Source organism: Geminicoccus harenae, assembly GCF_019800005.1.
GTDB classification, from domain to species: domain Bacteria; phylum Pseudomonadota; class Alphaproteobacteria; order Geminicoccales; family Geminicoccaceae; genus Geminicoccus; species Geminicoccus harenae.
In genome coordinates this window covers 191,239-210,043 of record NZ_JABGCL010000009.1, presented here as the reverse complement: position 1 = coordinate 210,043, position 18,805 = coordinate 191,239, and the positions used below count along the sequence as shown (strand labels likewise).

Sequence of the window (18,805 nt, the reverse complement as noted above, 5' to 3'; positions counted from 1 at the left end):
GCGGCCCTGGGCACGGCCGGCACCGACATCTCGACCTCGGCGGGGGCTGCGGCCGCCGGCACCGCGATCGACGGGGCCATCGCCCAGGTCAACGGCTCCCGCGCCGAGCTGGGCGCGATGATGTCGCGCTTCGAGTTCTCCGCCGCCAACCTCGCCACCTCGATCGAGAACCTGGACGCTGCCCGCTCCACGCTGATGGACGTCGACATGGCGCAGGAGATGACCAGGTTCACCTCCAACAACGTCCTGACCCAGGCCAGCGTCTCGATGCTCGCCCAGGCCAACCAGATGCCCCAGACCATGCTCCAGCTGCTGCGTTGAGCCGCACAGGCCCGCCCCCGGCACCGGCTGGCACCGGTGCCGGGGCAAGCGGGAATCGAACCGGCATCAACCAAATCTTCATCTCCGGCGGGCATGATCCGCCGGAGTGCGGGGGAGGCCCCGCAACGTCGTCTTCCGGGGCACCGCCATGGCTAGCAGTGCGAGCAGCCGACCAGTTCCGGACAGGGGCGGCAGGTCACTGCCGTCACTTTGGGAGGACCGGCCTTGAAGGTGGGGCAGGTAGTCGGCGGACGATGTTCGACGTGTTCAGTGGGCGCCTGGGATTTCTTGTTGCCGCTGGCTTGGTCGCTGCTGGCTGCCTCCGCTCCCGTGACAGCAGATCTGAACTTCGCCGAGAACTGGCAGCGGTTCATGCGCAACCACAACGCCTATCGCTGGTACGGGCCGGCCCCGGGGGATGCCCGTCCCTGTGCACGCACCGGCAGCACGGCCTCATGCACCAGCGCGACTTCAGCGGCGGGCGCCACGCTGAGGATGGTCGCCGGATTGGCCGGGTCTGACATCGCCGCCGAGGCCATGGCATGGGCGAAGCGGCGAAGCGTGCCTGACCGGGGGCGCGAAATGTCACCGTCGTCGGGGATGCACCCTCGGTCCTGCCGGACCGTGCGGCATCGCCGGCTTAATCGATCGGGCAGGGCAGATGCCCGGGCAGGGCCGGGACCGGGCCGGCGGCAAGAACGAGACGAAATGATTGCGCCCGACCGGAGGCCCCGGGGCATCCGGACACTGGCTCCCTCCCACCCTTGCCGGCCACTGAACGCGTGCACGACCGCGGGACGGAGCATCAGGTGGATCATCGAAGCAGGTGGCCGACCCGCCGAATGTCCGTCCCGCCATGCCGGCATGGCGCCAGCGGCTGTCGGAGCGATGTCCGGTCTTCCCGCCGGGCGCCCGAGGCATCACCGTCGTCCAGCACCCCGCCCGGCAAGGACGCCCGCGCTGCCCGTCAATTCAAAGGCGCCGATGGAAGACCAGTGTCAGTACTGCCGTTCGATCGCCTCGTTCACCGCGTAGCGCCAGTGCTCCTTCAGGGTCGCGGCCGGGACGGCCGGCTCGACATGGGCGCCGCGCTGCGCGAACAGGTCGGGATAGAGCCAGTAGAGGGCCGCGGTGTCGTCCCAGAGATAGCCCTCGGTCACCGCCGAAGGGTTGATCTGCATCATCGCCTTGACGGCACCCGGCAGGCCGGTGGCAACCAGCCCATTGAACATGTCCGGGCGCGGCACGAAGCTGCCGTCGGCATGTTCCGGCAGGGCGACCCAGGTCATGATTTCGACCAGACCGCCCTCCAGCACCGACTGGCAGGCGGCACGGTCATAGCTGCAGCTGAAGCCTAGCTGTCCCGCATCGGTGGGCGGCACGCCCTGGACGATGATCCGGCGCAGCCTTGTGCCGAGCTGTGGCCGGTAGGCGGCGAACGAGCTCCAGGGCGCCAGCATCAGCACGTCGATCGTCTGGCAGCCGCGCATCGCCTGGCGCACCTCCTCGGCGAGGAAGGTCTCAGGCGGGCCCAGCGGCACGGCGGTGGCGAGGAAATAGCCCAGTCGCTCGGCACTCTGCCGGGAGGCCGGCAGCCAGTCGGGATTGGTCGGGGTCGGCGAGGGCTGCCCCACCAGGACGCGTACGTCCTCGTTACGGCTGAGTGCCGCCAGCACCGCGGCAGCGCTGCCGCCGTTCTCCGGGCGGCTGACCCCGCCGGTCGTGACGATGGCGCGGACCTTGCCGGTCGGCAGCATCGCCGCGATCGCGCGGGCATCGTCCAGGGCCATGTCGGTGTCGATCAGCACGCAGGCGGCGGCCGCCGGATTGTCGCCGGGCGTAGGCAGCTCGGCCGTCTCCTCTGGCGCCTGCTCGTCGAACAGCGTGAACTCGGGCATCCGGGCACAGCCCGCCAGCACTGCCAGGGCCGCGGCCAGGGCGGCCAGCCGGCCAAGTCGGGGGTTCGCCATCTCGTTTCCTCGCCCAAAGCGCTCCTGCCTCGCCCCGGTGTTTGCGCAGGCAGGGGCTAAGCGTCTATAGCCGTGCGCGCTCGCCATGATGCGGGCCCAGGCATTTTCCGGATCGCCCATCTTGTCCGACCAGACCGCCCAACCCGCCGCCAGCGCTGCCGTCGTCCACTTGGCCCTGCCCAAGGGCCGGATGCAGGACAATGTCCTCAAGCTCCTGGGCGATGCCGGGATCCGGCTGAACTTCGACCGGCGCGGCTACCGGCCGACCCTGTCGCTGCCGGGCTTCGAGACCAAGCTGCTCAAGCCGCAGAACATCGTCGAAATGCTCCATGTCGGCTCGCGCGATGTCGGCTTTGCCGGGGCGGACTGGGTGGCGGAGAAGGAGGTCGAACTGGTCGAGCTGCTCGATACCGGCCTGGACCCGGTCCGGATCGTGGGCGCCTGCGAGCTCTCCTTCCTGAAGAACGGCCGGCCGCGGCCGGGCCCCTTCCTGGTCGCGACCGAATACGAGCGGCTGACCCGCCGCTGGCTGGAGCGTGAAGGCCTGGAGGGCCGGGTGGTGCGTACCTATGGCGCCACCGAGGTGTTCCCGCCCGAGGATGCCGACTGCATCGTCGACAACACCTCGACCGGTGCCACGCTCAAGGCCAATGGCCTGACCATCTTCGCCGAGCTCCTGCGCAGCTCGACCCGGATGTACGCCCATCCGAAGAGCCTGGACGACCCGGCCAGGCGCGAGGTGATCGAGCATCTCGTGCTCCTGGTCCGCTCGGTGCTGGACGCGCGCAAGCGGGTGATGGTCGAGATCAACGTCCCGCCGGAAGCGCTGGAAACCCTGGTCGGCATCCTGCCCAGCATGCGCTATCCCACCGTGTCGCCGCTCCATGCCGGCACCGGCTTCGCGGTCAAGGCGGCGGTGCCGCGCGACGGGCTGCCCATCCTCATCGCGCAGATCAAGGCGGCGGGCGGCACGGACATCGTGGTGTTCGACATCGCGCAGATCGTGCCGTGAGCACCCATCTTCCGATTGTCGCGACCGAGCACGGAGCCATGCCTTGACCGAGCCACGCACCGCCACCGTCGAGCGTGCGACCAGCGAGACCGAGATCCGGCTGGCCCTGAACCTGGACGGGTCCGGCCAGGTCGCGGTGCAGACCGGGGTCGGTTTTCTCGACCACATGCTGACGGCGCTCGCCAGGCACGGGCGCCTCGACCTGGACCTGCAGGTGACGGGCGACCTCGACGTGGACGACCATCACACGGTCGAGGATACCGGCCTGGCGCTGGGGTCGGCCATCGACCAGGCGCTGGGTGACCGGCGCGGCATCGAGCGCTTCGCCCATGCCTATGCACCGCTCGACGAGGCGCTGGCCCGCGTGGTGGTCGACCTGTCCGGGCGGCCGTTCGCCCGGGTCGACATCCCGTTCGTGCGCGAGGTGATCGGCGACGTCGCCACCGAGAACCTGACCCATTTCTTCCAGTCGCTGGCGATGACCGGGCGGATGGCGCTGCATGTCGACGTGCTGCACGGCGACAACGACCATCACAAGGCGGAGGCCGCGTTCAAGGCGCTGGCGATCGCGCTGCGCCGCGCGGTGGCACGGACCGGCAGCGCCGAGATCCCGAGCACGAAGGGCAGCCTATGACCCGCCAGGTCGTGATCGTCCCGACCGGTGTCGCCAACATCGCCTCGGTGCGCGCCGCCTGGCGCCGCCTGGGTGCCGACCCGGTGCTGGCCGACGATCCGGCCACCGTGGAGACGGCCAGCCACGTCATGCTGCCGGGCGTGGGCGCGTTCGGCCCGGCGATGCGGGCGCTGACCGAGAAGGGGCTGGACCTGGCGCTCCAGCGCCGGATCGAGGCGGACCGGCCGACCGTGTGCATCTGCGTCGGTCACCAGCTCCTGTTCAAGAGCTCGGAGGAAAGCCCGGATGTGCGCGGTCTCGCGGTGATCGACGCCCATGTCGGCCGGTTCTCGGACGAGGTGCGGGTCCCGCAGTTCGGCTGGAACCAGGTCGAGGCGGAGCCGGACTGCAGCCTGCTCCAGGACGGCCATGCCTATTTCGCCAACAGCTACCGGGCACTCGCGGCACCGGGCTGCAGCGTGGCGCTGGCCGAGCATGACGGGCTGTTCGTGGCCGGGCTGGAGATGGGCAACCTCCTGTCCTGCCAGTTCCACCCCGAGCTGTCCGGCACCTATGGCCAGGAGCTCCTGGCCCGCTTCCTGGAGCGCTGAGCATGCTCACCAAGCGCATCATCCCCTGCCTCGACGTGGCGGACGGCCGGGTCGTGAAGGGTGTCCGCTTCCAGGGGCTGCGCGATGCTGGCGACCCGGCGGAGCGCGCGGCCCTGTACGAGGCGCAGGGCGCGGACGAGATCGTGATCCTGGACGTGGCGGCCACCCCGGAAGGGCGCGGCCACCAGCACGAGACCGTGCGCCGGGTGCGGGCCGTCCTCTCCATCCCGCTCACCATCGGCGGCGGCGTGCGCACCGCGGAGGACGCGGCGGCATTGCTGGAGGCGGGGGCCGACAAGGTCAGCGTCAACACCGCCGCGGTGGAGCGGCCGGGCCTGATCCGCGAGATCTCGGAGCGCTTCGGCGCCCAGTGCTGCGTGCTGGCGATCGATGCGCGCCAGGCTGGCGAGGGCTTCGAGGTGCTGGTCAAGGGCGGCCGGCAGGGTACGGGCAGGGACGCGCTCGCCTGGGCGAAGGAGGTGCAGGAGCTGGGGGCCGGCGAGATCCTGCTCACCTCCTGGGACCGGGACGGCACCCGCTCGGGCTACGACCTGGAGCTGACCGGTGCGGTGGCCAGCACCCTCCATGTCCCGGTGATCGCGAGCGGCGGGGCGAACTCGGCCGAGCATATCGCCGAAGCCTTCGAGGCCGGTGCCGATGCGGTGCTGGCCGCCTCGATCTTTCATGACGGCGACACGACCGTGGGCGACGTGAAGACCTATCTGGCCGGCAAGGGCGTGGTGGTGCGGCAATGATCGTTCCCTCGATCGACCTCCAGGGCGGCCATGCCGTCCAGCTGATCGGCGGTGAGCAGCAGGTGATCGACGCGGGCGATCCCACCCCGATCATGGAGCGCTTCCGTCTCGCCGGCGACGTCGCGGTGATCGACCTCGACCGGGCCTTGTCCAAGGGCGACAACGACGCCGTGATCGAGCGGCTGATCACCATGGGCGACGTCCGGGTGGGCGGCGGCATCCGCTCGGTCGAGCGGGCGCTGCACTGGCTGAACAAGGGTGCCGCCAAGATCATCCTCGGCACTGCGGCCACGCCGGAACTGCTCCGCCAGCTGCCCAAGGACCGGCTGATCGCGGCCCTGGACGCGCGGCATGGCGAAGTGGTGGTGGAGGGCTGGACCAAGGCCACCGGCGCCACGGTCATCGACCGGATCGCCCAGCTCAAGGACCATGTCGGCGGCTTCCTGGTGACCTTCGTCGAGCGCGAGGGCCGGATGGAGGGCACCGACCTCGAGTTCGCACGGGCGATCGTCGCCGCCGCGGCCCCTGCCAAGGTGACGGTCGCGGGCGGGGTGACCACGACCGAGGAACTGGCCGAGCTCGACCGGATCGGCGCGGATGCCCAGGTCGGCATGGCGCTCTATTCCGGGCGCATGGACTTAGGCGACGCGATCGCCGCCCCGCTGGTGTCCGACCGTGAGGACGGCCTGATCCCGACCGTGGTCGCCGACGAGCGTGGCGTGGCGCTGGGCCTGGTCTATTCGTCGAGGGAATCGATCCGCCTCGCGGTGGCCGAACGGCGCGGCATCTACTGGTCGCGCTCGCGCGGGTCACTCTGGCGCAAGGGCGAGAGCTCGGGCGACGTCCAGGAACTGCTGGCGATCGCGCCCGACTGCGACCGCGACGCGCTGCGCTTCACCGTCCGCCAGCATGGACCGGGCTTTTGCCATCTCGGCTGCCGGACCTGCTTCGGGCCGGATGGCGGGCTGGGCGCGCTCTCGCGCCTCCTGCAGGATCGCCGCGAGAACCCGCCGCCCGGCAGCTACACCGCGCGCCTGTTCGGCGACCCGGCCATGCTCGCCGCCAAGCTGCGCGAGGAATGCGAGGAGCTGATCGAGGCCAGGGAGCGTGATCACATCGTCCACGAGGCCGCGGACGTGATCTATTTCACCCTGGCGCGGCTGGCTGGCCAGGGCATCGATTTGGCCGAGGTCGAGCGTCACCTGGACCGGCGCCACCGCCGCGTCACCCGGCGGGACTGAGCGGCCTTAACCTTTCCTTTACCGGATCGTGGCAGGAATCGGGCCAGCCTTTTGGAGGCGCCGATGCCCGACCTGCTCCTGCTCCTGCCCGAACTCGGCCAGCTGGTGACGCTGACCGGCTGGCCTTGCCTGTTCCTGCCGCTCCTGTTCCTGCGCCGGATGCAAGGCGCTCCGTCCGGGCCCCGGCCCATGCGCCTGCGGATCATCGCGCCGGACGGCAGCGAGCGGCAGGTGGAGGTGCTGCCGAGCCGCGATGCGTTCTACCGGGCGCTGCTGCACCGCCCGGCCGGGGCCGGGGAGGTGAGGGTGCACCTGCATCCGCGCGCAAGCTGAGCCGTGGCCCGTCGTCGCCCCGGATCCCGGCGACCCGGCCGCATTGACCTTGCCCGGCTTTTCCGCGCCTGTTGCTCCGGTCGCTGTACAATGAGCGAGGGGACGATGATCGGGCGCGCTGTTCTTCGGGCGGGGCCGCTGCTGCTGGCCGCGCTGCTGCTGGCACCGGCTGCACAGGCGGCCAGCTTCGACTGCGCTCGCGTGACCCAGGCCGACGAGCGGGCGGTCTGCGCGGACCCCGGCCTTTCCGCCCTGGACAGCGAGATGGGCGGCCTGTGGTTCGCCTATCGCGAGCTGCCGCTGCTGATGGGGGCCAGTGGTGCCCGCCAGGACGAGGCGGCAGCGTTCCTGGAGGAGCGTGCCGCCTGCGGCGACGACCGGGACTGCCTGGACAAGGCGTACCGCACGCGCATTGCCACGTTGAAGGACCGCCTGCGCCAGGGCATCGCCGCCGTCGCCGGCATGGAGGCAGCACCGGCGGAACTGCCCGCGCCCGTGGCGGCGATCGACTATGGCGACCAGTGCCGGAGCCTGGGTGGCCGGTTCGACCCGGGCGACCGGCCGTCCGTGCTCGCGGGCGACCTCGACCGGGATGGCAGCCTGGACTACCTGCTCGACACGGCAGCACTGGAATGCGCGGGTGCCGCCACGGCCTTCTGCGCCAATGCCGGGTGCCGGATCGACCTGGCGCTGTCGTCTGCCGGATTCCGCCCGGTCACCACGACCGGCGGGACGCCGAGCCTGGCGCAGCAGGCAGACGGGCTGGAAGCGTCGGTCTGGGTCACCGACGAGCAGTGCCCCGACCTGCCGGCGGACCAGACCTGCTGGCTGCGCTACGTCTGGGCGGACGGGAAGCTGCAGCAGAGCTACGAGACCCGGCCCCGCTCGGACTGAGCGCTTCATGGCCAGGCCGCAGCTCGGGTCGGACGGTCCGGCCGTTCGGCGGTTCGCGGCGATCAGGTGAGGCCGCGCGCCCCGGCCTCCATTTCCGCGCGCAGTGCCGGGGCATGGGGCAGGACCCGCCGCGCCCAGTAGAGGGCGAGCCGTCGATGGTCGTCCGACCGCGCGGCGCACTCGCCGAGCAGCCAGCCGCCCACCAGATCGCCCAGCAGCCGCAGGTACGCGGTAGCACCCGCCGCCTGGTCGTCGGCGGAAGCCTGGAGGAGATGGGCCGTGGCGGCCCGTGCCGTCTCGAGAGCCGGCGCCAGCTCCCCGCCGTCCGGCAGCTCTGCCATCCGGGCCTCGATCCGCGCGAACAGCCGCTCCGCCACCTGCCCGTCTTCCATCGGCAGCTTGCGGGCCACCAGGTCCTGGGCCTGGATGCCGTTGGTGCCCTCGTAGATCGGCAGGATCCGGGCGTCGCGATAAAGCTGGGCGACCCCGGTCTCCTCGACATAGCCCATGCCGCCATGGACCTGGATCGCATCGGAGGCGATCTCCAGCGCCCGGTCGGTGCACCAGGCCTTGGCGATCGGCGTCAGCAGGCCGGCCAGCGCCCCGTCCCCCTGGTCCAGGGCGGCGGCGGTGAGGTAGCAGATGCCCCGCGCGGCGGCGGTGGTCGCCTGCATCCGGGCAAGCGTCAGGGCGACGTCCGGGTGCTGGTCGATCGTGACGGTCTCGCTGCCGCGCCGGCCCTGGCGGCGCTCCGCGGCGTAGGCCAGCGCCGCCTGGGTCGCCATCTCCATGACGCCCAGGCCCTCCACGCCGACATTCAGCCGGGCATTGTTCATCATGGTGAACATGCAGCGCAGGCCGCCATTGGGCGGGCCCACCATCCAGCCGATAGCCCCGCCGCCGTCGCCATAGGCGATCACGCAGGTGGGCGAGCCGTGGATGCCCAGCTTGTGCTCCAGCCCGGCCACCCGCCAGTCGTTGCGGCTGCCGTCCGGCAGGAGCTTCGGCACCAGGAACAGGGAGATGCCGCGGCTGCCGGGCGGTGCGTCGGGCAGGCGCGCCAGCACCAGATGGACCACCTGGTCGACATAGTCGTGGTCGCCGAAGGTGATGAAGATCTTCTGCCCGGTGATCCGGTAGCTGCCATCGCCCACGGGCTCGGCCTTGCTGCGCAGCGTGCCGAGGTCGGATCCCGCCTGCGGCTCGGTCAGGCACATGGCCCCGCTCGCCCGGCCGCTCACCATGTCGTGGAGGTAGCGCTCCTTCAGCTCGTCGGAGGCATGGTGCAGGATCGCCTCGGTGGCGCCCTGGGTGAGCAAAGGTGCCAGGTACCAGGTGAGGTTCGCGGCATTGAAGCTGTCGGCAAGGGCGGTCGCGACCGACCAGGGCAGCCCCTGGCCGCCGAACTCTTCGGGAAACGGCAGGCCCAGCCAGCCCGCCTCGCCGAACTGCCGCCAAGCGTCGCCAAAGCCGCTGGCGGTGCGCACCACGCCGTTGTCGAGCCTGGTACCCTCCCGGTCGCCGGTCTGGTTGAGCGGGGCCAGCACGTTCTCGGCGAACCGGCCGCCCTCGCGCAGGATCTGCTCGACCAGCTCATCGTCCAGCCCGGCCGGGCCGGTGCCACCGGTTACCGCCTGGAGGGTGAGGATCTGTGCCTCGACGGGTGCGCGGAACGGGATCAATGGAGGACCTCCAGGGCTTCGCGGTGCAGCCGGGCACTGTGCTCGCCAAAGCAGGCGAACACCACCTGCGCCACCGCCGGACGGCGATGGGCCGCCTCGTGCGCGGCCGCCACCGCCACTTGGGCCGCCTGCTCCGGCGGATAGCCGTAGATGCCGGTCGAGATCGCCGGAAAGGCGATCGACGCCGCACCCAGCCGCGCCGCCTCGGCGATGGCGGCGCGATAGCACGCGGCGAGCTGCCTGTCCTCACCGGCGGCACCGCCCTTCCAGACCGGGCCTACCGCATGGATCACGAACCGTGCCGACAGCCGGAAGCCCGATGTCGCCCGGACCTCGCCGGTGGGGCAGGGGGCGAGGCTCATACAGGCTTCCGCCAGCTCGGGCCCGGCCGCGCGGTGGATGGCGCCACACACCCCGCCGCCTGCCATGAGCTGGCCGTTCGCCGCGTTCACGATCGTATCCACGTCGAGCGTGGTGATGTCGGCCTCCATCACCTCGAACCTGGTCATGGTGCGGGTTCCGGATCGGCGATGACGCCGGGATTGAGGATGCCGTCCGGGTCGAGGGCGTACTTCAGGCGTGCCATCAGCCCCCGCTCGACCGGGTCCTTCAGCCGGTCCAGCGCGCCCCGCTTCCAGCGCCCGATGCCGTGCTCGGCCGAGAACGAGCCGTCCATGGCGGCCACGATGTCGAACAGCGCGTCCTGCAGCCTCGCCCGGTCCTCGGCCTCGAGCCGGTCCGGCGACCTCGCCAGCACGTTCACGTGGAGGTTGCCATCCCCCAGATGGCCGAACGGGAACAGGACGATGCCCGGGCGCACCCGCGGCAGGATCTCCTCGCAGCGCTCGATCAGCTCCGGGATCCGGTCGGTCGCGACCGCCACGTCGGAGCGCCAGACCGAGCCCGTCCGGGTCATGGCCTCGGACTGGCCCTCGCGGATCTGCCACATCTGGGCGCGCTGCGCGTCGTTCTGAGCAATGGTGCCATCCAGCACCAAGCCCTGCTCCATCGCCGCCTCGAGTGCCGCCTCCAGATGCGCCATCAGCCCGTCCGGGAAGCTCCAGGCCACGGTCACCAGCACGTGCCAGGGATGGCGCCCCTCGACCAGCCGGATGCCGAACGCCGCCTCCGCGGCTTCTACCCCGGCATCGGCGATCAGCTCGAAGGCCGAGATCGTGTCGCCCAGCCGGCTGCGGAACAGCTGGAGCAGCTCGACGCCAGCGGCCGGCGTCTCCACCGCCAGCCAGAGATCGTGGCGTTCCCGTGGCCGCGGCTGGAGTACCAGCGTGGCCGCGGTCACGATCCCGAGCGTCCCCTCCGAGCCGATGAAGACCTGCTTCAGGTCGTAGCCGGTATTGTCCTTGGGCAGGGCCCGCAGGCCGTTCCAGAGCGTGCCGTCGGCCAGCACCACCTCCAGGCCAAGGACCAAGCGGCGCGTCATGCCGTAGCGCAGCACGTTGATGCCCCCGGCATTGGTCGCGACATTGCCGCCGATCCGGCAACTACCCTCCGCACCCAGGGAGAGCGGGAACAGCCGGTCGATCCGCTCGGCCGCCGCCTGCACCTCGGCCAGCACGCAGCCCGCCTCCGCCACCAGATGGTCCCCGGACGGCGAGACGGAGCGGATCCGGTTCAGCCGCTCCAGGTTCAGGACGAGCTGGCGGCCGCTGCCGTCGGGGATGTTGCCGCCGACCAGGCCGGTATTGCCGGACTGCGCCACGATCGGCACGCGATGCCGGTGGCAGACCCGCACCACCGCCTGCACCCCGGCCGGATCGGCCGGGCGCGCCACGAGCGGGCTCGATCCGGTCGACAGGTGCCAGAAGTCGGTGAGGTAGGGGGCCACGCGCTCGGGCTCGGTCAGGAGCGCCTGGTCATCGAGCGCTGCACGCAGCTCGGCCACGAGTTCCGCCGGCAGCCCCGGCACCGCTTGCGTCACCGCTCTCGCCCCTCCCGAACCTTCGACCATCGACCGTGCCGCGGGCATCCCGCCCCTGCCAAGGGCCGGATTGACGCTGCAACCGCCGCCACTAGTGTACGGCCGCGCTCGCGAGGATGGGAATGACGATGGATATCGAGGCGCTGCGCCGCCAGGTCGAGGATGCGTTCGAACGGGCCGCCGAGATCGGCCCGCACACCACCGGCACCGACCGCAACGCGGTCGAGGCGACCCTGGACCTGCTGGATGCCGGCAAGCTGCGCGTCGCCGAGAAGATCGACGGCCAGTGGCAGGTCCACCAGTGGGCGAAGAAGGCCGTGCTCCTGTCCTTCCGCCTGAACGCGATGACCCGGATCGACGGCGGCCCGGGCGGCTCCGGCTGGTGGGACAAGGTGCCCTCCAAGTTCCAGGGCAAGGATTCCGCCTGGTTCGAGGCGCAGGGCTTCCGCGCGGTGCCGAACGCCGTGGTGCGCCGCTCCGCCTACGTGGCGCCCGGCGTGGTGCTGATGCCCTCCTTCGTCAATCTCGGCGCCTATGTCGACCGCGGCACCATGATCGACACCTGGGCCACGGTCGGCTCCTGCGCCCAGATCGGCAAGAACTGCCACATCTCCGGCGGGGCCGGCATCGGCGGCGTGCTGGAGCCGCTCCAGGCAGGCCCGGTGATCATCGAGGACGACTGCTTCATCGGCGCCCGCTCCGAGGTGGCTGAGGGCGTGCTGGTCGAGACCGGCTCGGTCCTGTCCATGGGCGTCTATCTCGGCGCCTCCACCAGGATCGTCGACCGCGCCACCGGCGAGGTCTTCAAGGGCCGGGTGCCGCCCTATTCGGTGGTGGTGCCGGGCACCATGCCGGGCAGGCCGCTGCCGGACGGCTCGCCCGGGCCCGGGCTGTACTGCGCGGTGATCGTCAAGCGCGTGGACGCGCAGACCCGCGCCAAGACGTCGATCAACGAGCTGCTGCGCGACTGATGGCCAGCATCGACCCGGTGGCGCTGACCGCCGAACTGATCCGCTGCCGCTCGGTCACACCCGAGGCCGGCAGCGCCCTGGACCTCCTGCAGGACCGCCTGGCGGGCCTGGGCTTCGCCGTGGAGCGGATCGCCTTCCAGGCAGACGGCACCGAGCCGGTCGAGAACCTGTTCGCCAGGCTCGGCGGGGAAGGGCCGCATCTGGCCTTTGCCGGCCATGTCGACGTGGTGCCGCCGGGCGACCTTGCCGCCTGGACGCATGACCCGTTCGCCGGCGTGGTCGCCGACGGCCAGCTCTACGGCCGTGGTGCTGCCGACATGAAGAGCGGCGTCGCCTGCTTCGTCGCGGCGGTGGCGGACTATCTCGCCGAGCACGGCCGGCCCAGGCGCGGGGCCGTGTCGTTCGTGATCACCGGCGACGAGGAGGGGCCGTCGATCAACGGCACCGCACCCCTGCTGCGCTGGATGGATGCGCATGGCCACCGCCCGGATGCCTGCCTGGTCGGCGAGCCGACCTCGGTGCAGCGCAACGGCGACATGATGAAGGTCGGCCGGCGCGGTTCCGCCAACGGAATACTGGTGGTGGAGGGCCGCCAGGGCCACACCGCCTACCCGCACCGCGCCGACAACCCGGCGCACCGGCTGGTGCGGATGCTCTCGGCGATCCTGGCCGAGCCGATCGATGGCGGCACCGAGTTCTTCGAGCCGACCAATCTCCAGGTCACCTCGATCGACATCGGCAACCCGGCCAGCAACGTCATCCCGGCCGAGGCGGCCGCGCGCTTCAACATCCGCTACAACGACCTGCAGGACCGGAACCGGCTGGAAGCCTGGCTGCGCCGGCACTGCGACGCGGTCGGCGGCAGCTATCGGCTGGAGCTCCATTCCAGCGGTGACGCGTTCCTGACCGGCCCCGGCCCGTTCACCGAGCTGGTGGCGGAGGCCGCCGAAGCCGTGTTCGGCGCCCGGCCCGAGCCGTCCACCAGCGGCGGCACCTCGGACGCGCGCTTCGTGAAGGACTATTGCCCGGTGATCGAGCTGGGCCTGGTCGGCCAGACCATGCACCAGGTCGACGAGCGGGTGCGCACCGATGACGTCCAGTCGCTCGCCCGCTGCTACCGGGCGATCCTGGACCGCTGGTTCGCCCAGGCAGAGAGCGGCGGCTGACCCGGTGGCGATCGCCGACGCCGTGCGCGGCTTTGCCGCCGCCTCCGTCCTGGCCCGCGGCGACGCCCGCGGGATCGAGCTGCTCGACCTGTCGGTGGGCGGGTTCTGGCGCTCCTTCCAGGCGGTCTTCTGGCTGGTGCCGCTGCACGGCCTGCTGCTGTTCGTGCTGAGCCGTTCGGACGAAGCCGGGCTGGTCCAGATCGACTGGACCAGCGAGTATGTCTCGCTGTTCGCCCGCTTCGCCATGTTCCCGCTGCTCGCCCTGGTGCTGACCCGGCTGATGGGGCTCACCGCGCGCTACGTGCCGCTGGTGACCGCCGTCAACTGGGCCTCGGTGCTGCAGGGCGGCTTCCTGGTGGTCGCGATCCTCCTGATCTCGCTGCTGCCCGCGGATGCAAGGGCGATGCCGCAGTTCATCGCGTTCGCCACGACCATGGTCTATGGCTGGTTCGTGGTCCGCTCGGCCCTGCGCACCACCGGTGCCGTCGCGTTCGGCTTCGTCCTGGCGGACTTCCTGAGCTCCCTCCTGCTGGACCAGCTGCTCGATCGGCTGTTCTGACGGGCTGGCCCCAGCCGACCTTCCTTCCTGCCACTCGGCCACGTCCTGACTGCCGGCACAAGACGATGCCAGCTCTCTTCCGTGGCCCTCTGCGACGTCACGGAGGCGCTCGCGTGCCGGAAGACGTCGAGAAGACTTCCAGACGCCGACACTTCGCCCTGACGAAGATCGGCTGAGGTTGGCCTTGGCCGAGGCTCAAGAAAGTGGCGGAGCGTCGGCAAAGTCGCTGAGGTGGCCAGTTCGCAGGTTACTCGGGCATGGCCTCGCTGAAGAGGGGCATGCCTGATCGACCTGATCCTTCCGACCTGAGTGACGCGGAACGAACAGCGCTGGAGCAGTTTCTTCCTGCGCCATGCCGCCTCGGCGTCCACCGAAGTGGCCGCGACAGGTAGTGATGTCCGCACTGCGGACAGAGCCGACGGTGCACTCGCAACCAGCCCGCTGCCGTGACCGATTCGCAGACAGCACGGGCAACAGGCGCGGGCAGACTTGGCCGAGGCTTCGATGCAACCAAGATGACGTTCGGGCGCAAGCGGCACATCCTGGTGGAAGCGTCGGGCCGGATCCTCCTGGTTCACATCCACTCTGCCAGCCTGCACGACAAGGGACAAGGTGGGGGCACGGCAGATGATCGAGGTTCGCACCCATGGCGGTCTTGCCGCGTGGCTGGAGAAGGAACGCAGCTGGCGCATGGAGGTCCCGTTCAGCCGCCAGCGTCAGGCATGGCGTTGGGCTGGAGGAACGGCCGGGAGGCTTTCACGTCCTCCCCCGGCCCTCTGTGGTCTGCTGACCGCCTTCCCTTTTGGAAGCGGATCATCCGCCTGCTGGCGGATAATGGATCGTCGACGGGCACCTGAAAATTCTAGAGCCCAAGCCATTCGTCTGGACGCAGCTCGCCGACGGCATTCCCGACCGCGTGGCCACTCTTGCCGACGGATCTCCAGCTCAGGTCTTAGCCCGCCGCTTCCACCCCTGAACCTGCGAACCGGGTCAGCGCAGCCAGCCGAGGGCGCGGTGCAGCAGGCGGTCGGCAGTGCGCGGTGCTGGGGCGGTCGCTGGCGACGGACGGGGCTCGGCCAGATGGGCCTGCGCCCGGCGGTAGAGCTCCATGTCCAGCTGGTTGTGCTCGACGATGGCGGCGAGGTCGGCATCATTGCCGCCGAATGCCTGGCCCGGCTCGACCCAGGCCGATCGGTTGACCCTGGCCAGGGGCGGCACCTCGGCCAAGCCCAGGATCTCGGCAGCACCGCGCAGGAGCGGTTGCGGGTCCTCGACCAGGCCGAAGATCGTCCGCTCGTCCAGGAGATGCTCGGTGGCGCGCGCCAGGCGCTCCTCGGGTGGCAGGGCGGAATAGCTGCCGGCGAGCTGGCCGACGATGCCGTTGCGCGCCCAGCTGCCGGGGATGCCCTCGGCGTAGTAGCGCGGGATGGTCATGCCCGGTCGCATGAGGTCGGCATGGCGCGAATGGCCGGGCAGGCCCCGGATGTAGCGGAACAGGGAGAGTACCCGCTCGACCGGGTCGCGCAGCAGCACGACGTAGCGATAGTCCCGGCCCGTCAGCCGCGTATGGACGCCGTGCAGGTAATGGCCGCTCACCACGGCCGGCGCGGCGCCGCCGCTGGTGGCCGCCGCCACCTCGTCGGGACTGCTCGCCTGGGCGACGCTGGCAGCGCCCAGTGCCGTCACGAACCAGGCGTGCAGGCTGGACCCCGAGCTGCGGGGAACATGCATGTGCAGCAGAAGGGGACGCAAGATGCCTGCCGTCAGCAACGGTTGAGCCGGCCCGAACCCTCGGGTCGCTGCGGCATCGCCGCTTCGGCCGCCAAGGTCAAGCGGGAGGGGGGAGGTGGCAGGAGGATTCAGCCGCGTCCGCGATAGCTCGGCACCCCCTGATCGGGAATCCAGACGCCGTCGGGCGCCGGCCCGGTCTGGAAGAACACGTCGATCGGGATGCCGCCCCGCGGGTACCAGTAGCCGCCGATCCGCAGCCAGAGCGGTGCCAGCGCGTCCACCAGCCGCCGCCCGATGCCGACCGTGCAAGCCTCGTGGAAGCCGGGGTGGTTGCGGAAGGCATGAAGGTAGAGCTTCAGGCTCTTGCTCTCGACCAGCAGCCGGTCCGGCACATAGTCGATCACCAGGTGGGCGAAGTCCGGCTGGCCGGTGACCGGGCAGAGCGAGGTGAACTCCGGGCAGGTAAAGCGTACGAGGTAGGGTGTTCCGGCGTGCGGGTTCGCCACGGTTTCCAGCACCGCTGCCTCGGGCGAGGCCGGCGACGGGGCGTTCTGGCCGAGCTGGCTCAGGCCGGCATAGATGTCCTGGCTCATCACGATCGTCCTGTCGGATTGGGCAATGTGCACCGGCGGATCATGGCGCGTCCGCCGGTCGGCCGGTTCAGCCTTCCGTACTGCTCCAGCCGGGATAGCGGACCTCGACGAGGCAGAGCCCGTCGGGCGGGGCGGTCGGGCCGGCGGCGGTGCGGTCGCGCGCGGCCAGCACCTGGGCGATCCAGCCGAGCGGCTGCCGGCCGGCACCGACCAGCGCCAGGCTGCCCACGATGTTGCGGACCTGGTGATGGAGAAAGGAGCGGGCGCGGACGTACAGCTCGACATGCTCGCCCCGCCGCCGGACATGGAGCAGGTCGATCGACTTCAGCGGCGAGCGGGACTGGCAGGCCGTGGCGCGAAAGCTGGTGAAGTCGTGGCGGCCGACCAGCAGCTGGCCGGCATCGTGCATCAGCGCCGCGTTCAGCCGGTGCGGATGATGCCAGACCAGGCCGCGCTCCAGGGTCGGCGGTGCCCGCCTGGTCAGGATCCGGTAGCGGTAGGCGCGGGCCGTGGCATTGAACCGGGCATGGAAATCGTCCGGAACCGGACGGACTTCCAGGACGGCGACCGGTGCCGGGCGCAGGTGATGGTTCAGCGCGTCGCGCATCCGGCCCGGGTCCAAGGTGCGCGCTAGGTCCAGATGCACGACCTGGCCGCTGGCATGGACCCCGGCATCGGTGCGTCCAGCGGCCACCAGATCGGGGCTCTCGCCGCAGAACCGCTGGATCGCCAGGGCCAGCGCCGCCTGCACGGACGGGCCATTGTCCTGGCGCTGCCAGCCGACGAACGGCCGGCCGTCATATTCCAGGACCAGGGCGTAACGCGGCATCAGGCCGGATCGAAGCGGGTGCCGGCCGGCACGGGCCAACCGCGCAGCAGATCGGGCGCCGGCAATGCCCGGCGGCCCGGCCGCTGCACGACGTCCAGGCGCAGCAGGCCCTCCGCGCAGGCCACCACCAGGGGATCGGCCACCACCGTGCCCGGCGGAACTGCTTCGCCCGCCGGCCGGTCCAAAGGCGTCGCCTGCCGCACCGCGATCCGCTCGCCGTTCAGGACGGCGAACGTCCCGGGCCGCGGCTCCAGGGCGCGCACTTGGCGATCGAGTTCCAGGGCGGAGCGGCGAAAGTCGAGCCGCCCCTCGTCCCGCTCCAGCTTGGCCGCATAGGTCACGCCTTCGTCCGGCTGCGGGACGGGCGCCAGGCGGCCTTGGGCGATACCGTCCAGGGTCGGCAGCAGGAGGTCGGCCGCCAGCAGGGCCAGCGCATCGTGCAGCTCCGGGGCGGTGGTGGTCGGCCCGATCGGCACGCTCGCCGACGCATAGACGGGCCCGGTATCGAGCCCTCGTTCCATGCGGAACAGGCAGACCCCGGTCACGTCGTCGCCCGCCAGGATCGCGCGCTCGACCGGGGCGGCACCCCGCCAGCGCGGCAGGAGCGAGGCATGGAGGTTGATGCAGCCGAGCCTAGGCGCCTCCAGCACGGCTGGCGGGAGGATCAGGCCATAGGCGGCAGTCACCACCACATCCGGGGCCAGTGCCGCCAGCCCTTCCACCGCTCCCGGCTCGCGGAAGCTCGCCGGCGTCGCCACCGGGATGCCCAGCTCCAGTGCCCGCTCATGCACCTCGGTGCGCCGCTCGCGCTGACCGCGACCACGCGCTGCCGGCGGCCGCGTATAGACCGCCACCACCTTATGGCCGGGCGAGGCCAGCAGGCGTTCCAGGCTCGGCAGGAGGAAGCCGGTCGAGCCCATCGCCACGACGCGCAAGGGCGCAGCCGGTGCCTCAGCCGCCCGCTCAGCCAGCACGCTGGCGCCGCTGCTTGTCGAGCTTCTTCAGGAGCATCTCGCGCTTGAGCCGGCTCAGATGGTCGGTGAACAGCACCCCGTCCAGATGGTCGATCTCGTGCTGCAGGCAGCGTGCCAGCAGCCCGTCGGCATCGATCTCCCGCTCCTGGCCCTGCTCGTCCAGGTAGCGGACGCGCACCCGTTCCGGCCGCTTCACCGGCGCGTACTGGTTGGGCAGGCTGAGGCAGCCTTCCTCCGCCTCCACCGCCTCGCCGCCGGTCTCCACCACCTCCGGATTGATCAGCCTGAGCGGCCGGCGCTCCTCCTCCTTGGGGCTCACGTCCAGCACCACGATCCGCCGGCCGATGCCGACCTGGGGTGCTGCCAGGCCGATGCCCGGCGCCGCGTACATCGTTTCCAGCATGTCCTCGAGCAGGGCCGTCACCTCGGGATCGATGCCTTGGACGGGTGCTGCCTTCTGGCGCAAGCGCGGATCGGGGACTTCCAGGATGGGCAGCAAGGCCATGCAGAAACCGTTTCGGGCAAAGGGGAGGACGACCGGCTGGTCAGGTAGGCAGTGGCGCCGTCCTGGTCAACCGACCACCGGCCGAGGCCGCAGGCCCGCCCTCGGC

Annotated in this window: 20 protein-coding genes; 11 read left to right on the top strand and 9 right to left on the bottom strand. The window is 70.9% G+C overall.

Going from position 1 to position 18,805, the window contains the following annotated elements; all coding sequences use genetic code 11:
- A partial coding sequence (locus HLA95_RS11055) for a flagellin (RefSeq protein ID WP_255591802.1) occupies window positions 1-321 on the top strand: 321 nt, incomplete at its 5' end.
- A gap of 998 nt (window positions 322-1,319) precedes the next feature.
- Here HLA95_RS11055 and HLA95_RS11050 read toward each other — a convergent pair.
- Entirely contained in the window at window positions 1,320-2,291 is a 972-nt protein-coding gene (locus tag HLA95_RS11050) for a nucleoside hydrolase (protein ID WP_191057980.1), read from the bottom strand.
- 121 nt (window positions 2,292-2,412) lie between these two features.
- Here HLA95_RS11050 and hisG point away from each other — a divergent pair, with 121 nt between their 5' ends.
- The 7 genes from hisG (at window position 2,413) to HLA95_RS11015 (ending at window position 7,750) form a co-directional block, all read left to right on the top strand.
- Complete coding sequence (hisG, locus tag HLA95_RS11045) at window positions 2,413-3,303, top strand: ATP phosphoribosyltransferase (protein WP_222183309.1); 891 nt, start codon at window positions 2,413-2,415, stop codon at window positions 3,301-3,303.
- A gap of 43 nt (window positions 3,304-3,346) precedes the next feature.
- Entirely contained in the window at window positions 3,347-3,937 is a 591-nt protein-coding gene (gene hisB, locus HLA95_RS11040; RefSeq protein ID WP_222183306.1) for an imidazoleglycerol-phosphate dehydratase HisB, read from the top strand.
- Complete coding sequence (gene hisH, locus HLA95_RS11035; protein WP_191057978.1) at window positions 3,934-4,527, top strand: imidazole glycerol phosphate synthase subunit HisH; 594 nt, start codon at window positions 3,934-3,936, stop codon at window positions 4,525-4,527. Before hisB ends, hisH begins: the two co-directional genes overlap by 4 nt.
- A 2-nt stretch (window positions 4,528-4,529) precedes the next feature.
- Complete coding sequence (gene hisF, locus HLA95_RS11030; RefSeq protein ID WP_191057977.1) at window positions 4,530-5,282, top strand: imidazole glycerol phosphate synthase subunit HisF; 753 nt, start codon at window positions 4,530-4,532, stop codon at window positions 5,280-5,282.
- Window positions 5,279-6,523 carry a phosphoribosyl-ATP diphosphatase gene (gene hisE / locus HLA95_RS29120; RefSeq protein WP_191057976.1) on the top strand — a complete coding sequence of 415 codons (1,245 nt, stop codon included), beginning with the start codon at window positions 5,279-5,281 and terminating at the stop codon, window positions 6,521-6,523. Before hisF ends, hisE begins: the two co-directional genes overlap by 4 nt.
- 63 nt (window positions 6,524-6,586) lie before the next feature.
- A complete protein-coding gene (locus HLA95_RS11020; protein ID WP_191057975.1) occupies window positions 6,587-6,856 on the top strand; it encodes a hypothetical protein in 270 nt (89 codons plus the stop codon).
- Between the two features lie 105 nt (window positions 6,857-6,961).
- Window positions 6,962-7,750 (top strand): lysozyme inhibitor LprI family protein, encoded by a 789-nt coding sequence (locus HLA95_RS11015; protein WP_222183304.1) that lies wholly within the window; start codon window positions 6,962-6,964, stop codon window positions 7,748-7,750.
- A 62-nt stretch (window positions 7,751-7,812) separates the two neighbouring features.
- Here the strand turns inward: HLA95_RS11015 and HLA95_RS11010 are convergent, their stop codons facing one another.
- From HLA95_RS11010 to HLA95_RS11000, 3 genes are read right to left on the bottom strand one after another with little or no spacing between them, the layout of a single operon-like run.
- The gene (locus HLA95_RS11010; protein WP_191057983.1) at window positions 7,813-9,429 is read right to left on the bottom strand and encodes an acyl-CoA dehydrogenase family protein; all 1,617 of its coding nucleotides are present in this window, start codon (window positions 9,427-9,429) and stop codon (window positions 7,813-7,815) included.
- Window positions 9,429-9,941, bottom strand: a complete 513-nt coding sequence (locus tag HLA95_RS11005; protein ID WP_191057974.1) for an O-acetyl-ADP-ribose deacetylase — start codon at window positions 9,939-9,941, stop codon at window positions 9,429-9,431. The genes HLA95_RS11010 and HLA95_RS11005 overlap by 1 nt, the downstream gene beginning before the upstream one ends.
- Window positions 9,938-11,371: an FAD-binding oxidoreductase gene (locus HLA95_RS11000; RefSeq protein WP_223861365.1), complete on the bottom strand. Its 1,434-nt coding sequence runs from the start codon at window positions 11,369-11,371 to the stop codon at window positions 9,938-9,940. The genes HLA95_RS11005 and HLA95_RS11000 overlap by 4 nt, the downstream gene beginning before the upstream one ends.
- Window positions 11,372-11,499: 128 nt before the next feature.
- Here HLA95_RS11000 and dapD point away from each other — a divergent pair, with 128 nt between their 5' ends.
- The 3 genes from dapD to HLA95_RS10985 are packed head-to-tail and all read left to right on the top strand — an operon-like array spanning window position 11,500 to window position 14,067.
- Window positions 11,500-12,342, top strand: a complete 843-nt coding sequence (gene dapD, locus HLA95_RS10995; RefSeq protein WP_191057981.1) for a 2,3,4,5-tetrahydropyridine-2,6-dicarboxylate N-succinyltransferase — start codon at window positions 11,500-11,502, stop codon at window positions 12,340-12,342.
- The gene (gene dapE, locus HLA95_RS10990) at window positions 12,342-13,508 is read left to right on the top strand and encodes a succinyl-diaminopimelate desuccinylase (RefSeq protein ID WP_191057973.1); all 1,167 of its coding nucleotides are present in this window, start codon (window positions 12,342-12,344) and stop codon (window positions 13,506-13,508) included. The genes dapD and dapE overlap by 1 nt, the downstream gene beginning before the upstream one ends.
- A gap of 4 nt (window positions 13,509-13,512) precedes the next feature.
- Window positions 13,513-14,067, top strand: coding sequence for a hypothetical protein (locus tag HLA95_RS10985; protein ID WP_191057972.1), 555 nt, complete (start codon window positions 13,513-13,515; stop codon window positions 14,065-14,067).
- A 990-nt stretch (window positions 14,068-15,057) separates the two neighbouring features.
- On the opposite strand, the gene HLA95_RS10980 is transcribed toward HLA95_RS10985, so the two are convergent.
- The 5 genes from HLA95_RS10980 to def all read right to left on the bottom strand — a co-directional run bounded on the left by HLA95_RS10980 (window position 15,058) and on the right by def (window position 18,699).
- The gene (locus HLA95_RS10980; protein WP_191057971.1) at window positions 15,058-15,819 is read right to left on the bottom strand and encodes a hypothetical protein; all 762 of its coding nucleotides are present in this window, start codon (window positions 15,817-15,819) and stop codon (window positions 15,058-15,060) included.
- Between the two features lie 107 nt (window positions 15,820-15,926).
- On the bottom strand, window positions 15,927-16,391 hold the full coding sequence (gene queF, locus HLA95_RS10975; protein ID WP_191057970.1) for a preQ(1) synthase: 465 nt from the start codon (window positions 16,389-16,391) through the stop codon (window positions 15,927-15,929).
- A gap of 67 nt (window positions 16,392-16,458) precedes the next feature.
- On the bottom strand, window positions 16,459-17,220 hold the full coding sequence (truA, locus tag HLA95_RS10970; protein ID WP_222183300.1) for a tRNA pseudouridine(38-40) synthase TruA: 762 nt from the start codon (window positions 17,218-17,220) through the stop codon (window positions 16,459-16,461).
- Window positions 17,220-18,194 carry a methionyl-tRNA formyltransferase gene (gene fmt, locus HLA95_RS10965; RefSeq protein WP_322100122.1) on the bottom strand — a complete coding sequence of 325 codons (975 nt, stop codon included), beginning with the start codon at window positions 18,192-18,194 and terminating at the stop codon, window positions 17,220-17,222. Before fmt ends, truA begins: the two co-directional genes overlap by 1 nt.
- Window positions 18,184-18,699: a peptide deformylase gene (def, locus tag HLA95_RS10960; RefSeq protein ID WP_191062320.1), complete on the bottom strand. Its 516-nt coding sequence runs from the start codon at window positions 18,697-18,699 to the stop codon at window positions 18,184-18,186. Before def ends, fmt begins: the two co-directional genes overlap by 11 nt.
- Window positions 18,700-18,805 lie beyond the last annotated feature (106 nt).